The organism is Sphingomonas caeni (genome assembly GCF_026013415.1).
Lineage (GTDB): Bacteria > Pseudomonadota > Alphaproteobacteria > Sphingomonadales > Sphingomonadaceae > Sphingomonas > Sphingomonas caeni.
In genome coordinates this window covers 1-24,626 of record NZ_JAPDOK010000007.1, presented here as the reverse complement: position 1 = coordinate 24,626, position 24,626 = coordinate 1, and the positions used below count along the sequence as shown (strand labels likewise).

The 24,626-nt window shown below is 67.2% G+C and carries 31 protein-coding genes; 15 read left to right on the top strand and 16 right to left on the bottom strand.

Translation table 11 applies throughout. The features are described 5' to 3' along the window. Window positions 1-33 precede the first annotated feature (33 nt). From OF829_RS16015 to OF829_RS15980, 8 genes are all read left to right on the top strand, one after another. Window positions 34-1,638, top strand: a complete 1,605-nt coding sequence (locus OF829_RS16015; RefSeq protein ID WP_264941124.1) for a phosphoenolpyruvate carboxykinase — start codon at window positions 34-36, stop codon at window positions 1,636-1,638. A gap of 41 nt (window positions 1,639-1,679) precedes the next feature. Then, entirely contained in the window at window positions 1,680-2,123 is a 444-nt protein-coding gene (locus OF829_RS16010) for a hypothetical protein (protein WP_264941123.1), read from the top strand. 127 nt (window positions 2,124-2,250) lie between these two features. Beyond that, window positions 2,251-2,424 carry a hypothetical protein gene (locus OF829_RS16005; RefSeq protein WP_264941122.1) on the top strand — a complete coding sequence of 58 codons (174 nt, stop codon included), beginning with the start codon at window positions 2,251-2,253 and terminating at the stop codon, window positions 2,422-2,424. Window positions 2,425-2,427: 3 nt separating this feature from the next. Next, window positions 2,428-2,688 (top strand): translation initiation factor IF-1, encoded by a 261-nt coding sequence (gene infA, locus OF829_RS16000; RefSeq protein WP_264941121.1) that lies wholly within the window; start codon window positions 2,428-2,430, stop codon window positions 2,686-2,688. Further along, complete coding sequence (locus OF829_RS15995; RefSeq protein ID WP_264941120.1) at window positions 2,685-2,957, top strand: hypothetical protein; 273 nt, start codon at window positions 2,685-2,687, stop codon at window positions 2,955-2,957. Before infA ends, OF829_RS15995 begins: the two co-directional genes overlap by 4 nt. Window positions 2,958-3,003: 46 nt before the next feature. Then, entirely contained in the window at window positions 3,004-3,324 is a 321-nt protein-coding gene (locus OF829_RS15990) for a hypothetical protein (protein WP_264941119.1), read from the top strand. Between the two features lie 3 nt (window positions 3,325-3,327). Further along, window positions 3,328-3,702 (top strand): surface-adhesin E family protein, encoded by a 375-nt coding sequence (locus tag OF829_RS15985; RefSeq protein ID WP_264941118.1) that lies wholly within the window; start codon window positions 3,328-3,330, stop codon window positions 3,700-3,702. Between the two features lie 37 nt (window positions 3,703-3,739). Beyond that, on the top strand, window positions 3,740-4,132 hold the full coding sequence (locus tag OF829_RS15980) for a surface-adhesin E family protein (protein WP_264941117.1): 393 nt from the start codon (window positions 3,740-3,742) through the stop codon (window positions 4,130-4,132). A 55-nt stretch (window positions 4,133-4,187) separates the two neighbouring features. On the opposite strand, the gene OF829_RS15975 is transcribed toward OF829_RS15980, so the two are convergent. Genes OF829_RS15975 through OF829_RS15965 form a run of 3 tightly spaced genes read right to left on the bottom strand, consistent with a single transcriptional unit; the run spans window position 4,188 to window position 7,452 of the window. After that, on the bottom strand, window positions 4,188-6,005 hold the full coding sequence (locus tag OF829_RS15975; protein WP_264941116.1) for a DUF885 domain-containing protein: 1,818 nt from the start codon (window positions 6,003-6,005) through the stop codon (window positions 4,188-4,190). Between the two features lie 20 nt (window positions 6,006-6,025). Beyond that, a complete protein-coding gene (locus tag OF829_RS15970) occupies window positions 6,026-6,475 on the bottom strand; it encodes an NfeD family protein (RefSeq protein ID WP_264941115.1) in 450 nt (149 codons plus the stop codon). Beyond that, window positions 6,472-7,452: an SPFH domain-containing protein gene (locus OF829_RS15965; protein WP_264941286.1), complete on the bottom strand. Its 981-nt coding sequence runs from the start codon at window positions 7,450-7,452 to the stop codon at window positions 6,472-6,474. The genes OF829_RS15970 and OF829_RS15965 overlap by 4 nt, the downstream gene beginning before the upstream one ends. A gap of 54 nt (window positions 7,453-7,506) precedes the next feature. Between OF829_RS15965 and OF829_RS15960 the strand changes: the two genes are divergently transcribed. The 4 genes from OF829_RS15960 to guaB all read left to right on the top strand — a co-directional run bounded on the left by OF829_RS15960 (window position 7,507) and on the right by guaB (window position 10,717). Continuing rightward, entirely contained in the window at window positions 7,507-8,331 is an 825-nt protein-coding gene (locus OF829_RS15960) for an HpcH/HpaI aldolase/citrate lyase family protein (protein WP_264941114.1), read from the top strand. Continuing rightward, the gene (locus tag OF829_RS15955) at window positions 8,321-8,725 is read left to right on the top strand and encodes a hypothetical protein (RefSeq protein WP_264941113.1); all 405 of its coding nucleotides are present in this window, start codon (window positions 8,321-8,323) and stop codon (window positions 8,723-8,725) included. The genes OF829_RS15960 and OF829_RS15955 overlap by 11 nt, the downstream gene beginning before the upstream one ends. Before the next feature lie 68 nt (window positions 8,726-8,793). Then, window positions 8,794-9,189 (top strand): hypothetical protein, encoded by a 396-nt coding sequence (locus OF829_RS15950; protein WP_264941112.1) that lies wholly within the window; start codon window positions 8,794-8,796, stop codon window positions 9,187-9,189. Between the two features lie 70 nt (window positions 9,190-9,259). Continuing rightward, window positions 9,260-10,717, top strand: a complete 1,458-nt coding sequence (gene guaB / locus OF829_RS15945; RefSeq protein WP_264941111.1) for an IMP dehydrogenase — start codon at window positions 9,260-9,262, stop codon at window positions 10,715-10,717. A gap of 42 nt (window positions 10,718-10,759) precedes the next feature. Here guaB and OF829_RS15940 read toward each other — a convergent pair whose 3' ends face one another. After that, the gene (locus tag OF829_RS15940; RefSeq protein ID WP_264941110.1) at window positions 10,760-11,650 is read right to left on the bottom strand and encodes an outer membrane protein; all 891 of its coding nucleotides are present in this window, start codon (window positions 11,648-11,650) and stop codon (window positions 10,760-10,762) included. 187 nt (window positions 11,651-11,837) lie between these two features. On the opposite strand from OF829_RS15940, the gene OF829_RS15935 reads away from it, so the two are divergent. After that, window positions 11,838-12,542 carry a helix-turn-helix transcriptional regulator gene (locus tag OF829_RS15935; RefSeq protein WP_264941109.1) on the top strand — a complete coding sequence of 235 codons (705 nt, stop codon included), beginning with the start codon at window positions 11,838-11,840 and terminating at the stop codon, window positions 12,540-12,542. Here the strand turns inward: OF829_RS15935 and OF829_RS15930 are convergent. The 8 genes from OF829_RS15930 to OF829_RS15895 form a co-directional block, all read right to left on the bottom strand. Next, window positions 12,493-13,176 (bottom strand): DUF2306 domain-containing protein, encoded by a 684-nt coding sequence (locus OF829_RS15930; RefSeq protein ID WP_264941108.1) that lies wholly within the window; start codon window positions 13,174-13,176, stop codon window positions 12,493-12,495. The two genes, OF829_RS15935 and OF829_RS15930, sit on opposite strands and share 50 nt — an antisense overlap. Next, window positions 13,173-13,391 carry a helix-turn-helix domain-containing protein gene (locus tag OF829_RS15925; protein WP_264941107.1) on the bottom strand — a complete coding sequence of 73 codons (219 nt, stop codon included), beginning with the start codon at window positions 13,389-13,391 and terminating at the stop codon, window positions 13,173-13,175. Before OF829_RS15925 ends, OF829_RS15930 begins: the two co-directional genes overlap by 4 nt. Then, window positions 13,391-13,912, bottom strand: a complete 522-nt coding sequence (locus OF829_RS15920; RefSeq protein WP_264941106.1) for a DUF2975 domain-containing protein — start codon at window positions 13,910-13,912, stop codon at window positions 13,391-13,393. The genes OF829_RS15925 and OF829_RS15920 overlap by 1 nt, the downstream gene beginning before the upstream one ends. 84 nt (window positions 13,913-13,996) lie before the next feature. Further along, on the bottom strand, window positions 13,997-16,210 hold the full coding sequence (locus OF829_RS15915; RefSeq protein WP_264941105.1) for an alpha-amylase family protein: 2,214 nt from the start codon (window positions 16,208-16,210) through the stop codon (window positions 13,997-13,999). A gap of 69 nt (window positions 16,211-16,279) precedes the next feature. Then, window positions 16,280-16,690 (bottom strand): arsenate reductase (glutaredoxin), encoded by a 411-nt coding sequence (gene arsC / locus OF829_RS15910; RefSeq protein WP_264941104.1) that lies wholly within the window; start codon window positions 16,688-16,690, stop codon window positions 16,280-16,282. Further along, entirely contained in the window at window positions 16,687-17,352 is a 666-nt protein-coding gene (locus OF829_RS15905; protein WP_319951560.1) for an MIP/aquaporin family protein, read from the bottom strand. Before OF829_RS15905 ends, arsC begins: the two co-directional genes overlap by 4 nt. Next, complete coding sequence (locus tag OF829_RS15900) at window positions 17,349-17,693, bottom strand: ArsR/SmtB family transcription factor (RefSeq protein WP_264941103.1); 345 nt, start codon at window positions 17,691-17,693, stop codon at window positions 17,349-17,351. The genes OF829_RS15905 and OF829_RS15900 overlap by 4 nt, the downstream gene beginning before the upstream one ends. Beyond that, a complete protein-coding gene (locus tag OF829_RS15895; protein WP_264941102.1) occupies window positions 17,693-18,109 on the bottom strand; it encodes an ArsI/CadI family heavy metal resistance metalloenzyme in 417 nt (138 codons plus the stop codon). Before OF829_RS15895 ends, OF829_RS15900 begins: the two co-directional genes overlap by 1 nt. Window positions 18,110-18,227: 118 nt before the next feature. Here OF829_RS15895 and OF829_RS15890 point away from each other — a divergent pair, with 118 nt between their 5' ends. Together OF829_RS15890 and OF829_RS15885 are read left to right on the top strand one after the other, a co-directional pair. Beyond that, complete coding sequence (locus tag OF829_RS15890; RefSeq protein ID WP_264941101.1) at window positions 18,228-19,412, top strand: RsmB/NOP family class I SAM-dependent RNA methyltransferase; 1,185 nt, start codon at window positions 18,228-18,230, stop codon at window positions 19,410-19,412. A 32-nt stretch (window positions 19,413-19,444) separates the two neighbouring features. Then, entirely contained in the window at window positions 19,445-19,954 is a 510-nt protein-coding gene (locus tag OF829_RS15885) for a tetratricopeptide repeat protein (RefSeq protein ID WP_264941100.1), read from the top strand. Between the two features lie 322 nt (window positions 19,955-20,276). On the opposite strand, the gene OF829_RS15880 is transcribed toward OF829_RS15885, so the two are convergent. From OF829_RS15880 to trpB, 4 genes are read right to left on the bottom strand one after another with little or no spacing between them, the layout of a single operon-like run. Next, entirely contained in the window at window positions 20,277-21,581 is a 1,305-nt protein-coding gene (locus OF829_RS15880) for a bifunctional folylpolyglutamate synthase/dihydrofolate synthase (protein WP_264941098.1), read from the bottom strand. 9 nt (window positions 21,582-21,590) lie between these two features. Continuing rightward, complete coding sequence (gene accD, locus OF829_RS15875; RefSeq protein ID WP_264941097.1) at window positions 21,591-22,442, bottom strand: acetyl-CoA carboxylase, carboxyltransferase subunit beta; 852 nt, start codon at window positions 22,440-22,442, stop codon at window positions 21,591-21,593. Then, the gene (gene trpA / locus OF829_RS15870; RefSeq protein WP_264941096.1) at window positions 22,439-23,224 is read right to left on the bottom strand and encodes a tryptophan synthase subunit alpha; all 786 of its coding nucleotides are present in this window, start codon (window positions 23,222-23,224) and stop codon (window positions 22,439-22,441) included. Before trpA ends, accD begins: the two co-directional genes overlap by 4 nt. A 13-nt stretch (window positions 23,225-23,237) precedes the next feature. Further along, on the bottom strand, window positions 23,238-24,449 hold the full coding sequence (gene trpB / locus OF829_RS15865; RefSeq protein ID WP_264941095.1) for a tryptophan synthase subunit beta: 1,212 nt from the start codon (window positions 24,447-24,449) through the stop codon (window positions 23,238-23,240). Window positions 24,450-24,626: the final 177 nt, after the last annotated feature.

Genomic DNA, 24,626 nt, shown 5'->3' with positions numbered 1-24,626 from the left:
CCAGAGCTTCGGGCGACGAAGGAGAATCACCAAGTGACCGAGCGCGTGCCTCGCCACGGTCTCGATGCCCAGGGCATCGCGACCGTGGCCCAGATCCATTGGAACCTGATCACCGCGCCATTGGTCGAGCATGCCGTGCGCCGCGGCGAGGGCAGGCTTGCCAAGAATGGCCCGCTGGTCGTCGCCACCGGCAAGCACACCGGCCGCTCGGCCAAGGACAAGTTCATCGTCCGCGACACCACCACCGAGGACACGATCTGGTGGGGCACCACCAATATCGGCATGACGCCTGCGCATTTCGCCGCGCTCAAGGCCGATTTCCTCGCCGAGGTCGCCCAGCGCGACACGCTGTTCGTCCAGGACCTGTTCGGCGGCTCGCAGCCCGAGCACCGCGTCCAGGTGCGCGTGATCAACGAGCTGGCGTGGCACAATCTCTTCATCCGTACGATGCTCGTCCGCCCCGAAGCGGCCGAGCTGGCCGGATTCGTCCCCGAATACACGATCATCGACCTGCCGAGCTTCCGCGCCGACCCTGAGCGCCACGGCACCCGCGGCGAGACGGTGATCGCGGTCAATTTCACCGAGAAGCTGATCCTGATCGGCGGCACCGCCTATGCCGGCGAGATGAAGAAGAGCGTGTTCGGCCTGCTCAACTACCTGCTGCCGGTCGACGGGATCATGCCGATGCACTGCTCGGCCAATATCGGCCCGAATGGCGACACCGCGGTGTTCTTCGGCCTCTCCGGCACCGGCAAGACCACGCTCTCGGCCGACGCCAGCCGCACGCTGATCGGCGACGACGAGCATGGCTGGTCGGACACGGCGGTCTTCAATTTCGAGGGCGGCTGCTACGCCAAGATGATCAACCTGTCGGCCGAGGCCGAGCCCGAGATCTTCGCCACCTCGAAGCGCTTCGGCACCGTGCTCGAAAATGTCGTGATGAACGAGGCGCGCGAACTCGATTTCAACGATAACAGTCTCGCCGAGAACAGCCGCGGCTCCTATCCGCTCGAGTTCATCCCGAATACGAGCGAGAAGAATCTTGGGCCGGTTCCCAAGAACATCATCTTCCTGACCGCGGACGCCTATGGCGTGCTCCCGCCGATCGCGAAGCTCACGCCCGAACAGGCGATGTATCATTTTCTGTCGGGTTACACAGCCCGGGTAGCCGGCACCGAGATCGGCGTGACCGAGCCATCGGCCACCTTCTCGACCTGCTTCGGCGCCCCCTTCATGCCGCGCCACCCGTCGGTCTATGGCAATCTGCTCAAGGAACGGATCGCGCGGGGCGGGGTGAAATGCTGGCTGGTCAACACCGGCTGGACCGGCGGCAAATATGGCGTCGGCAAGCGCATGCCGATCAAGGCGACCCGCGCCCTGCTCAACGCGGCGCTGGACGGCGGCCTCGATACTGTCGATTACCGCAAGGACCCCAATTTCGGATTCATGGTCCCCATGAGCGCTCCCGGCGTCGACACCGCGATCCTCGATCCGCGACAAACCTGGGCGAACCCGGCGGAATATGACGCGACCGCGGCCAATCTGGTCGATCAGTTCGTGGCCAACTTCGCCCAGTTCGCCGAGCATGTCGACGAAGGTGTGCGCCAGGCGGCGCCAAGGACCTCCGAACCCGCATAATCGGCCCGGCATCGACCGGGCCTTCGAAGAAAGCCCGATCGATGACCGACTATTCGCCCCGCCTCTTCACGACCGACGCCGAGATCGAGCATCTCGGCGAAGGCCTGCTCGCGTGCAGTCTCGCGCGCCCCGAATGGACGCATGAGGCGCATCTCGCCTCGTGCCTCTATCTGCTCACCCGCCGCCCCGACCTGGATGTCGACCGCCAGATCGCAGGCATCATCTCGCGCTTCAACGAGAGCGTCGGCGGGGTGAATGACGAGACCCAGGGCTATCACGACACGATCACCCACGCCTATGTCGCGGGCGTCCGCCTGTTCCTCCGCCAGACCGGCGAGACCGGGCTCAAGGAACAGGTCAACGCGCTGCTCCTCTCGCCTATGGGCAAGCGCGAATGGCCGCTCGGCTTCTATTCGAAGGAGCTGCTCTTCTCGGTCCCCGCACGGATGGGCTTCGTTCCGCCAGACCTGGCGCTTTTGCCCTGATTTGGGGGTGCGGGTGGCTATTTCGGCCCCCGCACCCTATATACCCGTCATCGCGCGGCAAATCCTTCGTAGGCGCCGGCGGCTGAGAGACCAAATGCGCTCCCGCTTACACTCCCGGGAGCCTTGTATGGACCTCAACTATCTCATGCACCGGCAACAGGTGTCGCTGATGCGTGCCGATGCGGCGACCTGCACCAGTTCGCGCTATTCGCATCGCGTGCTTGCGGAGGGTTATGGCGATCGCATCCGCACGCTCCAGCTGGAGCTCGGTGCGGGCGTCGTCGCCGAACAGGCCGCCTGACGCATGGCGAAAGAAGAACTCATGACCCTCGACGGCCTCGTCGAGGAAGTGCTGCCCGATGGCCGCTTCCGCGTCTGCCTCGAGAATGATCATCGCGTCATCGCCTATACCGCCGGCAAGATGCGGCGTTTCCGCATCCGCACGCTCGCGGGCGACCGCGTTCAGGTCGAGATGTCGCCCTATGATCTCGACAAGGCCCGCCTCGTCTATCGCGAGCGTGTTGCCAGCAGCGGCTTTGCCCAGCGCAAGGGAGGACGGCGATGACCGAAGAAACCGCAGCCGTGGCCGAGGCCACACCCGAAAAACCCGGCTACAAGCGCTTCCGCCGCCCATTCAGCGCGGTCCGCCTCGATCCCGCCGCCGCCGCGCGGCAGGGTAAGGCGGCATCGCTGGCCTATGAGCGGTTCAAGGACTTCGCCGCCGTGAAGCTGTTCCTGAACACGCATGACGATACGCTCGGCGGCCGCCCGATCGATCTGGCGGTGGCGAGCGCCGAAGGGCTTTCGTCGGTTGAGGCGTTTCTGGCGCGCTAGTTCCATGCTAGCCTCCCCGCGCAGGGTTCACGCGTAGGAGGTTTTCATGGGCATTCTCGACGGCATTCTCGGCCAGGTGACTGGAAACGCTGACGTGGCGAACCTCGCCGCGAAGGTTGGCCTGTCGCCGGAGCATGTCGAGTCGGCGGTCGCCGCGCTCGCCAAGTTCCACCCGATGCAGGGCGATACCGCCGAGGGCGCTGCGGCGCATACCGGGCTTCCGCTCGACAAGATCCAGGAGCTGATCGGCCATATCGGCGGCGAGGGCGCGCTGGCCAAATATGCCGGGATGCTCGACGCCGATGGCGACGGCAATCCGCTCGACGACGTCGCCGGCATGGCCGCGGGCCTGTTCGGGAAGAAATAAGCGATGATCCTGGCCGCGCTCCTCGCGCTCGCCGCGCCCGTCTCTGCCGCCACTGCGGAGAATTGGGTGCTCGTCACCACCGCGCCCAACGGGGTCGCCATCTATATCGACAAGGATGGGCTCGAGCGGAACGGCGACACCGTCATCGCCACCGAGCGGCACGATTATTCGGGCACGAACGACGCCCGCTACAGCGAGATGCGCGTGCGCACCGCGTATAATTGCGCCGCGCACACTCGCCAGGTGAAGTCCGCGACCGTCACCCCGGCGGGCGGCGGCGCGAAGCAGGAGATGACCTTCTCCGACAGCGAATCGCCCGTCGAGGCGGTCCGGCCGGATACGATCAGCGCCAGCATTTTCGCGCAGGCCTGCGGCTAGAAACGGCTTCAACCCGAGATTGAGAAAGGCAAGACCCATGCGTACCGCACTGTTCGCCGCCCTGACCCTGTTCGCGACCCCGGCCTTCGCCGCCATGGCCGAGGATTGGGCGCGCATCACCTCCACCGATACGGGCGCGGTCATCTATGTCGACAATGGATCCCTGCACCGCGAGGGCAATCTGATCGTCGGCGTCGAGCGCTGGGATCATCGCCAGGACAGCGAGGCGAAGCACCGCGAGGTCCGCATCCTCGCTGCCTATGATTGCCGCGGCAACACCTATCAGATCAAGGCCGCCGACGTCTGGGACGCCGACAATACCGCCCCGAAGCATTTCGACTGGACCCCGGAGGAATCGACCCCGCAGCCCGTCGATCCGGCGTCGATCGCGGGCACGATCCTGAAGCACGTCTGCTCGCGCAAGGTGTGAGTCCAAGTGCGTCATCCCGGCGAAGGCCGGGATGACGGCTATCGGCCCTTGCGGATTATCCCTTCCGTTCCGCAATATGCGCGTCGATGACCCTACCCAGCACGGTCATCGGCACATTGCCGCCGAGCACCACCGCATCGTTGAACGCGCGGAAGTCGTAGCGGTCGCCCAGCGCGGCCTTGGTCTTGTCGCGGAGGCGATTGATCTCGGTATGGCCGACCTTGTAGCCGCACGCCTGGCCCGGCCATGAGCAATAGCGGTCGACCTCGCTGGTCACTTCCTCGACCCCCGATCCGTTGGTCGTCGCGAACCATTCGATCGCCTGTTGCCGCGTCCAGCGCTTGGCGTGGAGCCCGGTATCGACCACCAGCCGGCACGCGCGGAACGCGATGCCCTGGAGATAGCCGAGCCGCTCGACCGGATTGGCGTCGTACACCGCCAGTTCGTCCGCCAGCTGCTGCGCGTAGAGCGCCCAACCTTCCGAATAGGCGTTGAACTGGAGGAGCGAGCGCACCAGCGGCAGCTTGAACGTATATTCGCCCTGCCACACATGCCCGGGGATCGCCTCGTGATAGGCGAGGTCGGGCAGGCTGAAGCGCCGGTGCAGGTCGGTGGTGCGCAGGTTAATCCAGAATTTGCCGGGGATCGTCCCGTCGATCGATCCGGGCCCGCCATAGGCGCCCGGCGCGCCCGGCTCGGCCTCGGGCGACATGCGCTTCACCTCGACATTGCCCTTCACCAGCGTGTGGAACGCCTGCGGCATGCGGCTGCGGATATCGTCGATGCGCGCGCGCAGGAACGCCATGATCTCGGCGCGGCCGGCGTCATTGTCCGGGAACATGAAGCGCGGATCCTTGCCCAGCGCGGTCATCCGCTCGCCCACCGTGCCGCTGGTAAAGCCTTCCTTGCGCAGGATCACGTCCATCCGCGCCTGCAGCTCGGCCAGCTCGTGCAGCCCCTGCTGGTGCACTTCCTCGGGGCTGCGCGTCGTGGTGGTGCCCGCGCTCAGCGCCCAGGCGTAATAGGCGTCGCCATCGGGGAATTTCCACACGCCCGCATCGCTCGTCGCCCTGGCGCGATGCTTCTCCAGCTCGCCGAGTTGGCGGTCGAGCGCGGGCGCGATCACCTGGCTGCAGATATCGAAGGCGCGCTGGCCGAAATCGCCCTTCATCCCCGCGGTGCGGTTTGCGACCGAGGTCACCAGCCCCCAACCGGCAATCTCGCCGCTGCGGGCGAGCTTCAATTGCTTCAGGCATTTGTCGAGCAGGAAATCGGGCGCGATAACGCCTTTTCCGGCCGCGATCTTCAGCCGTTGCGTCTCGCCGTCGAGTTGACCGGCATAGGCCGCCAGCCGGTCGATATAGGCCTCGCCATCGTCGCGATTCTCGATCCGGTGGTCGGTCTCGAGCAGTTGCGGCGTATCGAGAAACGCGCCGACATTCTGGATCACCACATAGGGCGAATTCCGCCAGCTGCCGACAGCGACGTCGCCATAGCCGAACCTGAACCCCTTGAGGGCGGACTCGAACGCGGTCTTCACCACATCGACATTGACGCGCATCGTGTGGCTGAGCTGGTTGGTATCGAGCGTGCCGAGCTCCGCCACCGACTTGGTCAGATGCGCCGCGACCGCCTGCTGCCCCTTCATCGACTTGTCGCTCAGCCGGTATTTGAGCTTGGCGCGCTTGTCCTTGTCGATTCCGAGCGACGTCGCGCCCTCGGGCCCGTCGCGCAGCAACTGCTCGGCCACGCGGTCGATCATCGCCTGCGCCCGGGCCTCCTCGGTCGGCGCGGCGAAGGCGCGGGCAGGGAGCGCCGAAAGCGCGGCGGTAGCGCCCGCTCCGATCAGCAGGTCGCGGCGATTGGTATGCATTCGGTCGGTCTCCGGAAAAATCAGCCCGCGGGCTCCACCTCGAGCGTGTTGCCGTTCGCACCGGTGATCCGCACATGTGCCCCTGCAGGCGCATCCGCCCCCCGCGCGGTCCACTCGCTGTCGCCGACGCGCACCCGGCCCTGGCCCGCGACGATCGGCTCGGCGACGGTCACCACCTGCCCGATCAGCCGCGCGACGCGGTCGTTGAGCAGGGGATCGCTGCTCTCCACCGGGTTGCGCGCATACCAGCGACGCCCGATCGCGACCGAGGCGGCCGATGCCAGTGCGAAGATCGCGATCTCGACGACGAGCGGCAGCGGCACCAGCAGCGCGATCGCGCCCGTCACCGCCGCACCCGCCGCGATGAAGACGAGGAAGATACCCGGGATCAGCAGCTCGATGATCGCCAGTAGCGCTGCCAGTCCCAGCCAGGCCAGCCCCGGCTGCGCGAGAATATCCTCCCAGCTCATCCCTGGCCTCCCGGCGAGAGCGGCACCGAAGGCCGCGCGGGGCGCGGTGTGGGTGGCGCGGGCGGCGTGCCGCCGCCGCCCAGCGCTTCCTTCGCGAGCTCGCCGATCCCGCCCAGCGTCCCGATCAGCGCGGTCGCCTCGACCGGGAACAGGATCGTCTTGGCATTGGGCGAGGTTGCGAACTTGCTGATCGCCTCGACATATTTCTGCGCGACGAAATAGTTGATCGCGGTCGCCGAACCCTTGGCGATCGCGTCCGAGACTGCCTCGGTCGCCTTGGCTTCCGCTTCCGCAGAACGCTCGCGCGCTTCGGCATCGCGGAAGGCAGCCTCGCGGCGGCCCTCGGCCTCGAGGATCTTGGACTGTTTCTGCCCCTCGGCGCGCAGGATTTCCGACGCCCGCGTGCCCTCTGCCTCGAGAATGTTGGCGCGCTTCTCGCGCTCGGCCTTCATCTGCCGGCCCATCGCGTTGACGATGTCGGCGGGCGGGCGGATGTCCTTGATCTCGACGCGGGTGATCTTCACCCCCCACGGGGTCGTCGCGTGGTCGACGACGTTGAGCAGCCGCGCATTGATCTCGTCGCGCTTCGACAGCGTCTCGTCGAGGTCCATCGATCCCATCACGGTGCGCAGGTTGGTGGTCGTCAGCTGGAGCAGCGCAACATAGAGGTCGCTCACCTCATAGGCTGCCTTGGCTGCGTCGAGCACCTGGAAGAACACCACGCCATCGGTGGAGATCATCGCATTGTCCTTGGTGATGATCTCCTGCCCGGGGATGTCGATCACCTGCTCCATCATGTTCACCTTGCGGCCGACGCGATAGAAAAAGGCGGGATAGAAATTGAGGCCCGGCTGGGCGACTGCGGTGAAGCGGCCGAAATATTCGATCGTGTAATGATAGCCTTGGGTGACGACCTTCACACTCGAGAAGAGGTAGAGCAGCACCACGACGAGCCCGAGCCCCGCCACCATCAGCATGTCCATTCCGAGTCCCCTCGCAAAAACTGGCCTTTGCTAGCATAGAGAGCGGCGATGAACACGCTGAACCGACCGGCGCCGCGTACGCTTCTCTTCCTTCCGGCCTCGAACCCGCGCGCCATCGAGAAGGCGCGAGGACTCGGTATCGACATGGTGATCCTCGACCTCGAGGATGCCGTCCGCGGCGAAGACAAGAGCGTGGCGCGCGTCGCCGCGGTGGCGGCTGCCGCACAGGGTTTCGGCGACCGGCTCTGCGCGATCCGCCTCAACGCCATCGACTCGGACGAGCATGCGGCGGATGTCGCCGCGGTCGCGGGCTCGGCCTGCGACTATGCCGTCCTCCCCAAGGCCGAAAGCGCCGGTGAGGCGGCGCGGGTGGCCCGGGCGCTCGGCAAGCCGCTCCTCGCGATGATCGAAACCCCGCGCGGCGTCCTGAATGCCGCCGCCATTGCGGATGTGCCCGACGTCGAAGGCCTGATCGCCGGCTCCAACGATCTGCGCGCAACGCTCCACATTCCCTCGGGCCGCGAAGGGCTCAGCCTCTCGCTCCAGACGATCGTGCTGGCCGCGCGCGCCGCGGGCATCTGGGCGATCGACGGCGTGTTCAATGCGCTCGAGGATGCCAAGGGCCTCGCCTCCGAATGCCGTCATGGCCGCTGGCTCGGCTTCGACGGCAAGTCGCTGATCCATCCCAACCAGATCCCGATCGCCGCGCAGGCTTTCGGGCCCAATTCGGAGGAGGTCGAAGAGGCGCGCGCGCTGATCGAGGCAGCTACTGGCGGCGCCGAGCGTTTCCGCGGCCGGATGATCGAATCGATGCATGTCGAGCAGGCGCGCGCGTTGCTCGACAGACTGGACGGGAAGCAGGATGCGAGCTGAGTTCAACGCGATCCATGAGGAACTGCTCGCCGCCATCGGCGAACTCGACCAGCTGACCCAGGAAAGCGAGCCCAACCAGTCCGCCGTGGCCTCGGCCCGCGCCCGCCTGAGCAAGGCCAGCGGCAAGCGCCGCGCCATGTTCGACATGGCCTGCAACTATCTGAACAAGACCGCGGCGCCCGCCGATGCGGAGACGCTCCGCGGGTTGCGCGACCTCAACGCCGCCCAGCTCAAGGCCTCGACGGCGCATATCGGCGCCTGGGGCCTGCGCCAGCTCGTCGCCGACTGGCCCGGTTATGTCCGCACCGCGGCGCCGATGCGCCAGTCGATGCGCGACCTGATCGCCGCGGACCGCAAGACCTTGTTGCCGATGCTGGACCGGGCAGGGGGTTGAGCCTGTCACCGGGGCTAACCCGGAGATGCATGTTAACGTTTTGAACATCCGCCAAGTTATTATGACTTATGGCTGATTTGCGGACCCTGCACGACGAATTGCTCGCGGCGCTTGCCGAGATGGAGGCGCTGACCGCGCGTCCTTCGTGCGACGAATCCGAGCTGTCGCGCCTCCGCTACCGCCTCTCGCGGGTCAGCGGCGAGCGGCGCAGGCTCGTCGAGCAGATGTGCCTGTCGCTGGCCGATCACGTGACGGGCGACCAAGCCGAGCGGCTGCGTGCCGTCCATGCGAGCAGCCTCGAGGCACGTGCCGCTTCCAACGCGCATATCGGCGCCTGGAACATTCGAGAGGTCGCCGCGGACTGGGAAGGCTATCGCCGCGCTTCGGCGAAGATGCGCGCGATCATGCACGCGCAGATCGCCGCCGAGAAGGCCGCACTCTGTCCGCGCGTGGTTCGCGCCTGACCCCCTAGCGCATTCCAGAACCCGCGTTTACATGGGCCGCCAACTTCCGACTCAGGACTTGGCGCGCCCCATGGATATCCCCCTCGGCCTTACCTTCGACGATGTTCTCCTGTTGCCGGGGGAATCGGAGGTTCTGCCCAGCCAGGCCGATACGCGGACGCGCGTCACCCGCGGCCTCGCGCTCAACATCCCGATCCTCTCCTCGGCGATGGATACCGTCACCGAGGATGCGATGGCGATCGTGATGGCGCAGCTCGGCGGCATCGGTGTGCTCCACCGCAATCTCGATATCGAGCAGCAGGTCGAGGCGGTCCGCCAGGTCAAGCGGTTCGAGAGCGGGATGGTGGTCAATCCGATCACGATCGCGCCCACCGGAACGCTGGCCGAAGCGCGCGCGCTGATGGAGCATCACCGGATCAGCGGCATTCCCGTGGTCGAATCCGGCGGCAAGCTGGTGGGGATCCTCACCAACCGGGACGTCCGCTTCGCGGGCAATCCCGACCAGCCCGTCTCCGAGCTGATGACGCACGAGAATCTTGCCACGGTTTCGGCCGATGTCGGCAAGGAGGACGCGCGCCGCCTGCTCCATCAGCGCCGCATCGAAAAGCTGCTGGTGGTCGATGACGCCTATCGCTGCATCGGGCTGATCACCGTCAAGGATATCGAGAAGGCGGTGAACTACCCCCATGCCACCAAGGACGAGGCGGGCCGCCTGTGCGTCGCCGCCGCCACCACCGTGGGCGACAAGGGTTTCGCGCGCACCGAGGCGCTGGTCGATGCCGAGTGCGACCTGATTGTGATCGACACCGCGCACGGCCATAATGTCGAGGTCAGCCGCGCGGTCGAGCGCGTCAAGAAGCTGTCGAACCGCGTCCAGGTGATCGCCGGCAACATCGCCACCGCCGAGGCCGCCAGGGCGCTGATCGGTGCGGGCGCGGACGGGCTCAAGGTCGGGATCGGCCCCGGTTCGATCTGCACCACACGCGTGGTCGCCGGCGTCGGCGTTCCCCAGCTCACCGCGGTGATGGAGGCCGCGAACGAAGCGGCGAAGTCGGGCGTCCCCGTCATCGCCGATGGCGGCATCCGCACGTCGGGTGACATCGCCAAGGCGCTCGCGGCGGGCGCCGGCAGCGCGATGATCGGCTCGCTGCTGGCGGGCACCGAGGAAGCGCCGGGCGAGACCTTCCTCTATCAGGGCCGCGCCTATAAATCGTACCGTGGCATGGGCTCGGTCGGCGCGATGGCGCGCGGTTCGGCCGACCGTTATTTCCAGCAGGATATCAAGGACCAGCTAAAGCTGGTGCCCGAGGGCATCGAGGGTCAGGTCCCGTTCAAGGGCCCCGCACGCGAAGTGATCCACCAGCTGGTCGGCGGCGTGAAGGCGGCAATGGGTTATACCGGCGCGAAGACGATCGAAGAGCTTCAGCGCAAGGCTCGCTTCGTCCGCATCACCAATGCCGGGCTGCGCGAAAGCCATGTCCATGACGTGACGATCACGCGGGAAGCGCCAAACTACCCAACCCGCTGAAAGACGGCGGCGTTCCCTCCGCCGCCGCTCATCGGCGCGCCTTCAGAAGTGGAATGACAGCGTAAACGCAAGCCGTTCGTCGCGTAGATCCACTCGGGTGCTCCCCGGGACCGCACCCGTGTTGGCGGGCGGATGGTTGCCGCTGCCGTCGGTGATCGTCGCGCCGCTATTGACGGGCGTTGCCGCGCCCAGCGCAAGGGTCTTGGCGCCGAAATTACTGTGACGATAATCGATTCCGATGCTGAAACTCCCGGCCAGCCGGTAGTCGATCCCGGCGCCCGCGGTCCAGCCAATGAAACTGTTCCTGGCTGTGCTGGTGGCGACTGCGGGGCCATAAGGACCGAAATTGGCGACGGTGCAGGGCGCCGTGCAGGGAGCAGCGGGTCCGCCGGGATCGGTATAGGTGTCGATCGCGGTCAGCTGCGCTCGCGTGCCCGCAACGCCACCGCTCGCGTAGAGCAATGCCTTGCCGGTGGCGAAGCCGAGCCGCAGCCGGGCGGACCAGTCATAGTCCTTCTTGACCGTGCGCGTTGCGACCACGGTCGAAACGGGCGTCAGGACTGTAACGGGCAACGAGGCCGTGCTCGATGTCCCGCTCGATGATTGGCCAAAATTGCCGCCCAGTTCGACGCCATAGACAAAACCTCCCGACTGGCCGAGCCAACCAAAGGCCGCGCCCCCGGAAAAGCCCGTTTCGGTATCCGAGCCCGACGTTGCGACACTGGTCCCGGGGACGACGACGAGTCCGCGCCCGGGCACGATCAGGTTGGTGACCTGGTTCACGGAATCGGTGCTGGAAGTCGTGACCTGCTGGCTGTCACCGGCTGCGGAGACCGAAATATAGGGACCCGACCAGTCTTCCACTTCCTGCTCTTGTGCGAAAGCCGGGGTCGCGAGGACAAGGAGAACCGAAGCACCGAACAGCCGCACCATAACGCCTCCGTCTTTGAACCTGTTTGAGGCGGGAAACTGCCGAAGCGGCCGTGGCGTGACCACTCACGGATTTGAGAGTTGACGGCGTGGTCTTTGCTTGAATCGGGTGTGCGCCACGGATACACTTCGCCGCGCCGCAATCATTCGGGACAAGCGCGTGAGTCCTTCGTCCGCCATCGCCAACGGCATGATAGAGGCAGCGCTCGCCGAAGGGTCGCCGGCCGAGATCAGCGCGGGCTTCCTGCACGCGGCGCGCGCGGCCGGCGCAAGCTATCTTCAAACCCGCGTCTATCGCCGCCCGGGCGTGCCGCTGACCTCCGCGACGCATTGGGCGGCGGGCGGCCTTGTCAGCCGGATCGCACCACCCGATTGGGCGGGCAGCGCGGCGTTCAACTATATCTGTTTCGAGAAGAATCCCTTGCTTGCCGCGATCCGCGAAAGCCGCACGCGATACCGGTTCGGCGACTTTGCGCCGCAGGAGGATCGGGCCTTCGGCGAATATTGGGAAGCCATGTCCGAAGCCGGAATGGCGGAAGCGCTGTGCGCGACCTCCTATGGCGCGGGCGGCAAGATTGCCTCGCTGCATCTCGGCGTGACCCATCGTGATTTTGTGAAGGGCGAGGCGGAGGCGATCCAGCGCGCGGGGCTGGTTCTGACCGAACGCCTGATCGACCTCGCCGAACCTCCGGCCCGTGAAGACGTGACGCTAAGCGTCCGCGAGCACGATGCCCTGCGCTATGTTGCCGATGGCAAGACCGACTGGGAGATCGGCGTCATCCTTGGCGTGTCGCAATCGACCGCGCGGTTCCACATCGATAACGCGCGGCGTAAATTGGGCGCCGTCAACCGGGCACAGGCGGTCGCGCGTATGGCCGTCCGCCGGCTGATCTAAGCGCGAAGGTGCGACTGAATCGCACGCGCGCCAACCAGAAGACCATCAGCCCGAGCGGCGCAAAGCCCAGCGCGAACAGGACAGGGGATCCGCGCACCACCGCGGGCATCACGCCCTGCTGGCCAATGAAGAACGATCCGGTCGCGATGAAGAAGGCGAAGCACATCCGCCAAAGGTGACGCGAGATGCGCTGCTTCGTGCTCAGCGGCGCGCGCAGGATCGCGTTGAGATCGAGCAGCCCGGCCAGCAGGCAGAAGCCGCCCATCGCATAGACGGGTCCCGGACCGACAGGCGTTTTCGCGACTCCGCTGGCGGCTCCCCAGAACATCGCCCCGGCGGTCAGCAGCGCGGCGGCGCAGGCCAGTTTCTCGAACCAGCCCGTCATCCCGTCGCGCCGCCGCGCCGCGACCCACGACGTCAGGATGAAATAGCAGACGAGCGCCCCGCTTACCGGCGACCCGGGCGGGTTCCGATACGGTTCGAGGATCGCGACGGTCACACCCAACACCATCATCGCCGCGAAGAAGCCCGTCCCCGCCAGCGCGTGCCAACGCCCGCCCTTGCGCACCGACACGGCCAGCGCTCCGCAGACCAGCGCGATCAGCCCGCCTGCGATATGGATCCACAGGATCACGCTCCGTCCTCCCCCGGCGCGTACCGCAGCAGATCGCCCGGCTGGCATTCGAGCGCCTCGCAGATCGCCTCGAGCGTCTCGAAGCGGATGCCGCGCGCCTTGCCGGTCTTGAGGATCGACAGGTTGGCGAGGGTGATCCCCACCTTCCCCGCAAGCTCGGTCAGGGTCATGCGCCGTGCGTAGAGCATGTTGTCCAGGGTCACGACGATCGCCATCAGATCATCGCCCCCAGATCGGCGCGGATGCGCGTGCCTTCCTCGAAGACCCGTGCGAGCACGAATACCAGCACCACCGCCAGCCAGCCCGACAGGCCGGCCCATTGCCAGTCGATATGCGATCCCGCCGCATTCATCAGCCGCGCCATCACCCCGGAGACCAGATGGAGCAGCTGCAGCCCGAGCAGGCACCAGGCGATCGTCTTCAGCCGCACCGCATTCTCGGGCACGAACGGATCGCCTGCGCGCACCGTCTCGATGATCGCCAGCACCCGCATCAGCATCACATGCACCGCCGCGACCGTCACCGCCGCGAACAGCATCCACAGGCGCAGCACCGGGATCAGCATCCCGCCACGCACGGACGGCTGCTTGGCGAAGAAATCATGGAAGACCGGCTCGAAAACGAAGCTGCCGGGCAAGGCGAGGACGATCAGCACCCCCGCGAACAGGTTGAACCCGATCAGGATCCAGAGGAACGCACGCGACAGAGCGAGCGCAGCAGGTTGAGCGGCGGGCAAAGCGAATCTCCCGAATCATTATCGTATAACGATAAGGTGGATATCGTTTTGCAGCAATATCCTTATTGCTAGGCGATGTGTGTGCTAGCTCCGCTCGAGCGCCACCACCTCATAGTCGCTCAGCCCCTGCACGATGAGGCGCACCGTCGAACCCCGCTGCTTGACCGTCAGCGGCTTGCCCGACCGCAGCAGCGTCGCCTTCACCGGCCGCGCGTCCGCCAGCACCATCCGCACCCGTTGCGCCCCCAGCGGAACCGCGCCGCGCGACGCGGTTGCTCGGAAGCCCGGCTGCGTGTGGTTGACCAGGTGGAGCGCATAGCCCGCCTCGCTCTCCCAGCCATAGGTCTCGATCAGCCCGTCGCCCTGCACACTGATCGGCGCGCTGTCGCCCAGCTGCCAGCGCAGGGCGTTCAGCACCAGATCGCCCTGGTCCCCCGCGCCCGAGCGCCAGTAACCCGCCTCGACATCCCCGGCGAAATAGACCTGCCGCCCGCCGCCCGGCCATTCGTGCACCGCGACCGTCGGAAAGGCGGTATGCGGCTGCCGGCTATAGACGCCTTCGGTCGGATACCAGGGATATTGCGCGACATGCGTCAGGATCTGCGCACCCTCCACCGCGATCGGCACGCGGCAGCTCGATCCCTGGATCCAGCCCGCGTCCTCGAACCCGGCGACGATCGGGTGCCGCACCTCGATCCGCTGCACCGCCGCCGATCCGGGGAAGGGGACGCGCGCATCTGTCCGCCCGCGCCCATAGCTTTCGCGCCGCCCGATCCGCCGCATCCCGAACAGGCCGGCCAGCGCAAATTCCGACCGCTCGCCGCCCTTTTCATCGTACAGCCCGGTCTCGAAGGTCGCGAGCACCGATCCGCCGCCGGCCGCGAACGCAGCAACCGCGCGCGCCTCGCCATCGCTCATCAGCGCGATATTGGGCAGTACCAGCAGCTTGTACTTCGCCAGCACCTCGGCGCGCAGGTCGGTCTCCATGATCACGTCGAACGCGATCCGCGCTTCGGTCAGCAGCTGGTACATGCCCTGCAACGCATCGAGCGGATCGGTCCCCGCCGGCGCCTGGTCGAGCCGGTTGGTCCGCTGCGACACCACCAGCGCCACGTTCGCGATCGAGCGGAGATTGTGGAAATGCCTGTCGTGCTCCGCCTGCCACGCTAGCAGCTCGCGCCCCACCTTCTGCCAGCGCCGGTCCTCGTGGAACCCCTGCTGGAACCCCAGCCAGTGATAATGGACCACGCCGCCGGCCGCGAGCGTCTGGTGCATCCGCGACAGCACCTCCGCCCGGTTCCCCGTCACGTTGCGCCAGCGGATATCCCCCGAAATCTCATAGCCCGCGGTGATGTTGGTCACCGGCCGGTCGCCGACGATCGCCTTGCCGATCCGCGTCTGCTGGCTCGCGTCCCAGGCCGGCGCGCCCATGCCGCCGCGCCCCTGATTGTCCGCCATGAACCAGGGCGCCGTCGCCGCCAGCGCCGAAAGATCGAGATTCCCTCCGCGAAACCCGCCCCCCAGATTGCCGGTGAAGATCAGGGCCGGGTTGGCCTTCGCCACCAGCGCTTCATATCCCCGCCACAGCTCGACCGCGCGCTTCAGGAATGCTTCCTGATAGGTGCGCGACTTGGGATCGCCGATCTTGCGGCATTCGGAGCAGTAGCAGATCACCGCATCGGCGCTCGGCCAGCCATTGGTGTAGATGCCATCGACCGGATAGCGCGCCAACACCTCGTTCCACAGCCGCGGCACGAAATCGGTCATATAGTCGCTGAACTGGCAGGTCGGCGCGAACTCCGACGAAGCCGAGGGATCGTCCGGCGCCCCCACCAGCGATCGCCGCACCAGCGCGCCGTCCTCGGTCCGGCAGAACCAGGCCGGATGCTTCTCGGCGAGCGCGCTCTTGGCGATATCGATGCTGAACCGCGCCATCACCCGGATCCCGCGCGCCTTGGCGGCCTTGACGCATTCCCCGAACAGGTCCCGCCCGTTCAGCCACGCGCTCACCGGCAGATCGGGGAGAGCGGTCGGATAGAAAGCGACGACGTTGGTGCCGCTGAGGTACGTCATCTGCGCCTTGCACGAAGCGAGATAGTCCGCCCATGCCGCGACATCGAACCCTTCCGGATCGCGCTCGTTGAAATTGACATGCACGATCCGCTTCATCCGCTGGTGCCAGGCGTCGGCGGGATAGGGCGCGCGGGCGGAGGAAGGGGATGTCCCCGCGGCCTTGGCCGCGCCCGCAGCAAGCGCCGCCCCCGCCATCAACGTGAAATCGCGGCGGCTGGCGTCCATGGCGGGTCCCCTGATGGCGTGTCGCAGGGGATCATATCGATGGAGCCAACTTAGACAATTGGCCCTCGGCTATGGCCGGACGATTTCGCCGTCTTCCTTGGTGAATTCGGCCGGAACCCGATCCAGCAGTGCCAACACCGCCTCGGAGGGCCGGCAGAGCTTCGTGCCCTTTGGCGTGACCACGATCGGCCGGTTCACCAGCACCGGATGCTTCAGCATCGCCTCGAGGATCGCCTCGTCGCCCGCCTCGGGATCGAGCAGGCCCAGTTCGGCTGCGGGCGTGCCTTTCTCGCGCAGGATATCGCGCGGGGCAGCACCCATATCCGCCAGCAATTCCTCGAGAAGCGGCCGCGTCCAGCCGGCCGTCAGATAGTCGACGACCCTCGGCGCGTACCCGGCCGCCTCGATCATCGCCAGCGTGTTGCGCGAGGTGCCACAGGCGGGATTGTGATAGATGGTGACCGGAAAGGCCTGGGTCATGACGGGGGCTCCTCTTTCAACAGCCATCCGAAGAAACCGAGCGCGGCGACCGTTCCCGCCAGCTGCCCCGCGACGAAGACCGGGACCGAGGCCGGCGCGATCCCGGCGAAGGTGTCGGATAGGCTCCGCGCGACCGTCACCGCCGGGTTGGCGAACGAGGTCGAGGCGGTGAACCAATAGGCGGCGGTGATGTAAAGCCCCACCGCGACGGGGACGAAGTCGGGCCGGGCGCGCCGGACACCCAGGATCGTCCCGATCAGCCCGAAGGTCGCGATGCCCTCCGCCAGACCCTGCGCCAAGCCGTCGCGCGCCTTGTGCGACAGCTGCAGGACCGGCTCGGCGAACATCGCGTGCGCCAGCCACACGCCGAGGATCGCGCCTGCGAACTGGACGGCGATGTACGGCATGGCGGCACGCGGTGGCATTTCGCGCTTCGCGAGGAAGACCAGCGTCACCGCCGGGTTGAAATGCGCCCCCGATACCGGGCCGAACATCTGGATCAGCACGATCAACCCCGCGCCGGTCGCGATCGTATTGCCCAGCAGCGCGATCGCGTCGTTGCCGCTCGCCAGGCGCTCGCCCATGATCCCCGAGCCGACGACAATCGCGAGCAGCATCGCCGTCCCGGCGAATTCGGCGGCGAGGCGGCGCGATAGCGTCATTGGGCGCAACACCCGGTATCGGCCGCGAATTCGCCCAGCGATCCGCAGATCTCGGGTCGCCCGGCGCAGCAATCGGCGACAAGGAAGCCCAGTAGGTCGCGCATTCGCTCATAATCGGCCGAATAGATGATCGAACGCCCCTTGCGCCGCGACTGGATCAGCCCCGCATAGCCCAGGATCGTCAGATGCGTCGACAGCGTGTTGGGCAGCGCCCCGACCTCGCGCGCGATGTCGCCCGCCGCCACGCCTTCCGCCCCGGCACGGACCAGCAGGCGGAACACGGCAAGACGGCTGGCATGCGCGAGCGCGGACAGCGCCTCTACCGCGGTTGGCAGCTGCATCAGCAGCACGCCTTGGCGGCGGGCTGCGGAATCGCTTCGTCCTCGCCATAGGAAGTGGCTTCGCCATGCGTGAAGAAGGTCTCCCAACGCACGCCGGCGGTGTCGGTGACCCAGGACTTGTCGGATTTGGCGTAGCAGCAGGTCGTGGCCTGCTGGTCGAAGGTCTCCGATCCCGCGGCCTTGAGCCGTGTCGCCAGTTCGGCGAGCTCCTCGGTGCTGTCGACCTGCACGCCGACATGATCGATCCCCGGCGCGCGTGCCCGCGCCGAGATGGCGAGGTTCACACGCGGATCGTCGAGCATCCACTTCGCATAATCGGGCTTGGTCACCGAGGGCGGCGCGTCGAACAGCGTGGAATAGAAGCCGATGGCCTGGTCGAGGTCGGGCACGCTGATATGCATGTGCAGGCGCTTCATGGGCATCTCCATCGATTCGAGTATTCGACGATAGCCGAAATATCGAATTTGAAAAGCCCCGGAGGTGGCTGGTGCGACGCTCTTCCCATGTAGGAGTTCCTCTGCTCTACGCCGCGCCATGACCCCCGCCGCGCGCACCCAGGCTGCCATCGAGCTGCTCGACCAGATCATCGGCGCCGCCCGCGATAATGGCGCGGCGGCCGACACGCTGATCGCCCGATGGTTCGCCGCGCGCCGCTATGCCGGGTCGAAGGACCGCCGCGCGATCCGTGAGCTGGTCTATGACGCGGTCCGGCTGCTCGGCGAACGGCCCGGGAGCGGCCGCGCGGCGATGCTCGCGCTCGTGGCGGAGCGGCCCGGGCTGGCCGAGGCGTTCGACGGCTCGCCCTATGGCCCCGCCGCGATCGATCCCGGCGAGCCGATCGCGCGGCCCGGCTATGTGCCCCATTGGCTGGTCAAGCCGCTCCGCGCCTCGGAGATTGGCGCGGCGGACCAGGCGGCCCTGCTCGCCCGCGCCCCGCTCGATCTGCGCGTCAACCGCCTCAAGGCCGATCCCGCCCAGCTCGCCGCCGAAATTCCCGATGCCGAGCGGCTCGATTTCGTCCCCGATGCGCTGCGCCTGCCGTCCGATACCCGGATCGACAATCTCCCCGCCTATAATCAGGGCGAGATCGAAGTGCAGGATGCGGGCAGCCAGCTCGTCACCCTCGCGGCCCGGGCCGAGCGCGGCCACCGCGTCGTCGATCTGTGCGCCGGGGCGGGTGGCAAGACGCTCGCGCTTGCCGCCGCGATGGGCAATGTCGGGCAGCTTCTGGCCTGCGACATCGTCCGCGACCGCCTCCAGCGGCTCCCCGAACGCGCCGCACGCGCCGGGGTGAGCATTGCCGAGACACGCCTGCTCAATCCAGGCCAGGAGGCGCACCAGCTCGCGGACCAGACCGGCCGCGCCGATATCGTCTTCGTCGATGCCCCCTGTTCGGGAACGGGTACCTGGCGCCGCAATCCCGAGGCACGCTGGCGGCTGACGCCCGATCGGCTCGCCAAGCTGGTCGCGACGCAAAAGGCGATCCTCGATCTGGCGGCAGGCCTGGTCCGTCCCGGCGGCGTGCTGGTCCATGTCGTCTGCTCGGTGCTCGATGCCGAGGGGGCTGGGCAGGCTTTGGCCTTTCTGGAGCGCCATCCGGGCTGGACCGCCGAGCCGCTCGCGCTGGGCGCGGGCACCGCGCGCGGCCCCGGCATTCGGTTGACCCCGTTGTCCCACTCGACGGATGGATTTTTTGTCGCAAGGATGCGGCGGCCATGATAGCCCCGCGAGTCCAAGCCCCGGAGATGTTGATGCGAGTTTTTGCTGTCTCGGCCGCCGCAGCGCTCATGCTGCTGACCGTTTCCACCGGCCTGATGGCCCAGCGGCCCGACGATCAGATCGATCCCAAATCGGTCGCGCTGGTCCAGCAGGGGCTGACGCAGAAGGCGTCGGGCAATTTCGACGGCGCGATCGACTCGCTCGAAACCGCGCTCGCGGTCGATCCGCGCAACCGCGCCGCGTTCATCGGCCTGGCCGAGATCGCCCGGGCGCGCGGGCTCTATGGCCGCGCGATCCGCCTTTATACCGAGGCTTTGGCGCTCGAGCCCAACGATGTCGCGGCGCTGCGCGGCCAGGGCGAGGCGATGGTCCAGAAGGGCGCGGTCGAGAAGGCCAAGGGCAATCTGGCGCGCATCCGCACGATCTGCGGCACCAGCCCGTGCAACGACGCGACCCTGCTCGCCGCCGTGATCGACAAGGGCCCGCCGGCCAGCGTCGTCGCCGCGACCAACCCGCCGGATGCGACGCCGGCCAAGCCCTGACCCGATTTGCGATCCTGCGAAATCAGGAGCCCAGGGTTACGAGGGGACAGCGCTTGAGGCTCTGGACTCCATTCGCGTCTGGGCTTTGCAGGGCGTGGTTCGTAGAGTCCGCTCCCCAAGCCCTTGCAATGTAGGATTTCGCCTGCTTGGCTCGCGCAGCCGGTCGCTCCGCCCGCTCTTTGGCCCTGTCGATCCGCACCTGGTGAACCAGGCCTTTTCCCCCGGGAACTGCGCGGCGCAAGACATGCGCGATAGTGTGAAGCTAGTGTCAACTTTCACATGCTGGGACGGCCCAGCCTCCTGCGCAAATCGAGCCCGGACCCTAATCGGGCAGTTGCCGGTTCGCTTCGAGCACGGTGCCCGCGAGATAGAGTGAGCCGAGGATCAGGACTGCGCCGGTGCCGGCGGGAAGCGCGGCGAGCGCCTGCGGGACATCGCCGGCGGTGGTGGCTTCAAGGCCCAGCGCCTGCCCGATCCGTGCGAGCGCCGCCGGGGCATGATGCTCGTGACCCGGCACCGGGACCGCGGTGATTCCCGACAGCAGCGGCGCGAGCGGGGCGAGCAGGCCGTGCGGATCCTTGTTGGCGAGCATGCCCAGGATCAGGTAGCGCGGGCCTTTGGGCGCGACCTGGCGCAGCGTTTCGGTGACTGCGGCGGCGGCGGCGGGGTTGTGACCGCCGTCGAGCCAGACCGGGGCGGGAGCGAGCGCGGCGAGCGGGCCGGGCGCGAGAGGCTGCATCCGCGCGGGCCAGCGGGCGTTGCCGGCGGCGGTCGAAAGGGCGTCGTCGGGAATGGTCAGCGCCGACTGCGCCCGCAGCAGCGCGATCGCCAGCGCGAGATTGGCCGGCTGATGCGGCCCGGCGAGCGCGGGGAGGGGCGTTTCGATCTCCCCCCGGGCATCGGCATAGCGGAGCTGGCCGTCCGCCGCGGACCAGTGCCAGCCATCGCCTTCCATCAGCAGCGGCGCCCCCGCCTCCCGGGCAACCTGCGCGACCCGCGCGGCGATATCCCCGGCGTAGCGCATCGTGACCAGCGGCACGCCGGGCTTGGCGATCCCGGCTTTCTCGCCCGCAATCTCGAGCAGGGTATCGCCGAGGAAGCTCTGATGGTCGATCCCGAGCTGGGCGATCCCGGTCGCGGCGGGGCGCGGGAGGACGTTCGTCGCATCGAGCCGCCCGCCGAGCCCCACCTCGATCACACAGGCATTAGCGGGCGTGCGCGAGAAGGCGAGAAAGGCGGCGGCGGTGGTGACCTCGAAGAAGCTCGCCCCGATATCGCCGCCCGCATCGAGCACCTCTTCGAGCAGCGGCGCCAGCATGGCATCCTCGATGAGATGCCCCGCCAGGCGGATACGCTCGTTGAACCGGACGAGGTGTGGGCTCGAATAGACATGAGCGCGCAAGCCCGCCGCCTCGATCGCCGCGCGCAGGAAGGCGCAGGTCGATCCCTTGCCGTTGGTCCCGGCGACATGGAGCACCGGGGGGAGGCTCAGGTGCGGGTCGCCGATGCGGGCGAGCAGCGCGGTGATCCGCTCGAGACCGAGGATATCGGCGCCGGGGGAGAGCGCGGTCAACCGGTCGAGCTGGCGCTGGACCGGGGGGGAGGAAGAGGTAGCGTGGTCGGGCACTTTCGGGTGCTACGCCGCCTTCTTCCCCTCGCAGAGCAACCCGATCAGCTGCCCCAGCGTCTCGCGCAGGTCCTTGCGGTGCGTCACCATGTCGACCAGCCCGTGATCGAGATAATATTCGCTCGTCTGGAAATCGTCGGGCAGCTTCTCGCGGATCGTGTTCTCGATCACGCGGCGGCCGGTAAAGGCCAGGGTGGCGCGGGGCTCGGCGATCTGGACGTCGCCCAGCATCGCATACGCCGCCATGACGCCACCCGAGGTCGGGTCGGTCAGCACCACGATATAGGGGAGCCCCGCATCGTGGAGCATCTCGATCGCCACGGTGGTGCGCGGCATCTGCATCAGCGACAGGATGCCCTCCTGCATCCGCGCGCCGCCCGAAGCGGTGAAGACGATATAGGGCGCGCGCGCGCCGATCGCGGCCTCGACCCCGGCGATGAACGCCTCGCCCACCGCCTGGCCCATCGATCCGCCCATGAAGGCGAAATCCTGCACCCCGATCACCGCGTGGCGGCCGAGGATATTGCCGCTGGCGTTGATGAACGCGTCGGGCTCGCCGGTCTCGGTGCGCGCGGTGCGCAGGCGATCGACATAGCGCTTCGAATCGCGGAACTTGAGCGGGTCCTCGGCCACTTTCGGGCTGGCGAGAACGGTGTAGCCGGGATCGAACAGATGCTCGAACCGCTCGGCGGGGCCGATCCGCTCATGATAGTCGCAGGTCGGGCAGACACTCAGATTCTCTTCGAGCTCCTTGACGAAAACCATTGTCCCGCAACCCTTGCACTTGTGCCAGAGATTGTCTGGCGTCTCGCGCTTGGTGACATAAGCGAGGGCATTTCGGACTCTCGAGATCCAGGTCATGCGACTTCCTTGGCGGCGGCGATCGCCGTCTTGAGCGAATGGATATAGGCGCGGACGGGTTCCGGCGCATCCTCGCCGTGCCGGCCGACCAGTTCGACGATTGCCGATCCGACCACGACACCGTCCGCGACACGGGCGATCGCGGCGGCCTGGTCGGGGGTGCGCACGCCGAAACCGACCGCGACGGGGAGCGTAGTGGCGCGCTTGAGCCGGGCGACCGCGCTTTCGATGCTGTCCTGCGCGGCCTGCTGGAGGCCGGTGATCCCGGCGACCGAGACATAATAGAGGAAGCCGCTCGCCCCTTCGAGCACCGCGGGCAGGCGCGCGGTGTCGGTGGTGGGGGTGGCGAGGCGGATATTGGCGACCCCGGCGGCGCGCAGGGCTTCGCCGAGACTGTCATCCTCCTCGGCGGGGATATCGACGCAGATCACCCCGTCGACGCCCGCCTCGGCGCAGGCGGAGGCGAACCATTCGGGGCCGCGCACGGTCATCGGATTGGCATAGCCCATCAGGACGAGCGGCGTCTCCGGATGGCGCTGGCGAAAACCGCGGGCGAGGTTGAACACGTCGGCGGTGCGGGTGCCCTTGCCGAGGCTGCGGAGGTTCGCGGCCTGGATCGCGGGGCCATCGGCCATCGGATCGGTGAAGGGCATGCCGAGCTCGATCACATCCGCCCCGCCCGCGACCAGTGCGTCGAGCACGGCGGCGGTGGGGCCATCGCCGGCGGTGACGAAGGTGACGAGCGCGGGGCCTTTGGCGAAGGCGGCGGCGAGGCGGGTCATCTTACGCCCCTTGTCACAGCTTCACCCCCAGCGCTTCCGCCACGGTGAAGATATCCTTGTCCCCGCGCCCGGATACATTCACCACAATGATCTGATCCTGACTCATTTCCCGTGCCTTGGTCTCCAAAGCTGCGAGCGCGTGCGAGCTTTCGAGCGCCGGAATGATCCCCTCGAGCTTGCAGCAGAGCTGGAAGGCGTCGAGCGCCTGCTGGTCGGTGATCGGCAGATAATCCACCCGCCCGCTCTCGTGCAGCCAGCTATGCTCCGGCCCGATCCCGGGATAGTCGAGCCCCGCCGAGATCGAATGCGCCTCGGTGATCTGGCCGTCCTCGTCCTGGAGGAGGTAGGTGCGGTTGCCGTGGAGGATGCCCGGGACGCCGCCATTGAGGCTCGCGGCGTGCTGGCCGGTCTCGATCCCGTGCCCCGCGGCTTCGATGCCGAGCATCGCCACGTCGGGATCGTCGAGGAAGGGGTGGAACAGCCCGATCGCGTTCGATCCGCCGCCCACCGCGGCGATCAGCAGGTCGGGCAGGCGGCCCTGGGCCTTGAGGATCTGCGCGCGCGCCTCGGTGCCGATCACGCTCTGGAAATCGCGGACCAGCTCGGGATAGGGGTGCGGGCCCGCGGCGGTGCCGATGATGTAGAAGGTGTCGTGGACGTTCGCGACCCAGTCGCGCAGCGCCTCGTTCATCGCATCCTTGAGCGTCTGCGCGCCGCTGGTGACGGGGGTGACCTCGGCGCCGAGCAGCTTCATCCGGAACACATTGGGCTGCTGGCGCGCGACATCGACCGCGCCCATGAAGACGGTGCAAGGCAGCCCGAAGCGTGCCGCGACGGTCGCGGTGGCGACGCCGTGCTGGCCGGCGCCGGTCTCGGCGATGATCCGCGTCTTGCCCATCCGCCTGGCGAGCAGGATCTGGCCGATACAATTGTTGATCTTGTGCGCGCCGGTGTGGTTCAGTTCCTCGCGCTTGAAATAGATTTTCGCCCCCCCGTAATGCTCGGTCAGCCGCTCGGCGAAATAGAGCGGGCTGGGGCGGCCGACATAATGCTCCATCAGGTCGTCGAACTCGGCCTTGAACGCCGGATCGGCCTTGGCCGCGCGATATTCGCGCTCGAGATCGAGGATCAGCGGCATCAGCGTCTCGGCGACGAAGCGGCCGCCGAACTGGCCGAAATGCCCGCGCTCGTCAGGCTGGGCGCGATAGGAGTTGGGGGCGTTCATTGCGGGTGCGGCTTTAGCAGTCTGGTCCGGAGTGTCGAGCCAAGTCGAGGCAGGGCTGTGCCAAGCCAGGCTTTCGCTATGCTAGGGCCTGTTGAGATTGATCGTGAGTTGATGACGGCTGCGGCGAGATAGATGCAAGCTTTGAAGCTCTGATCGGTTTTGTCGGCGCGCATGGCG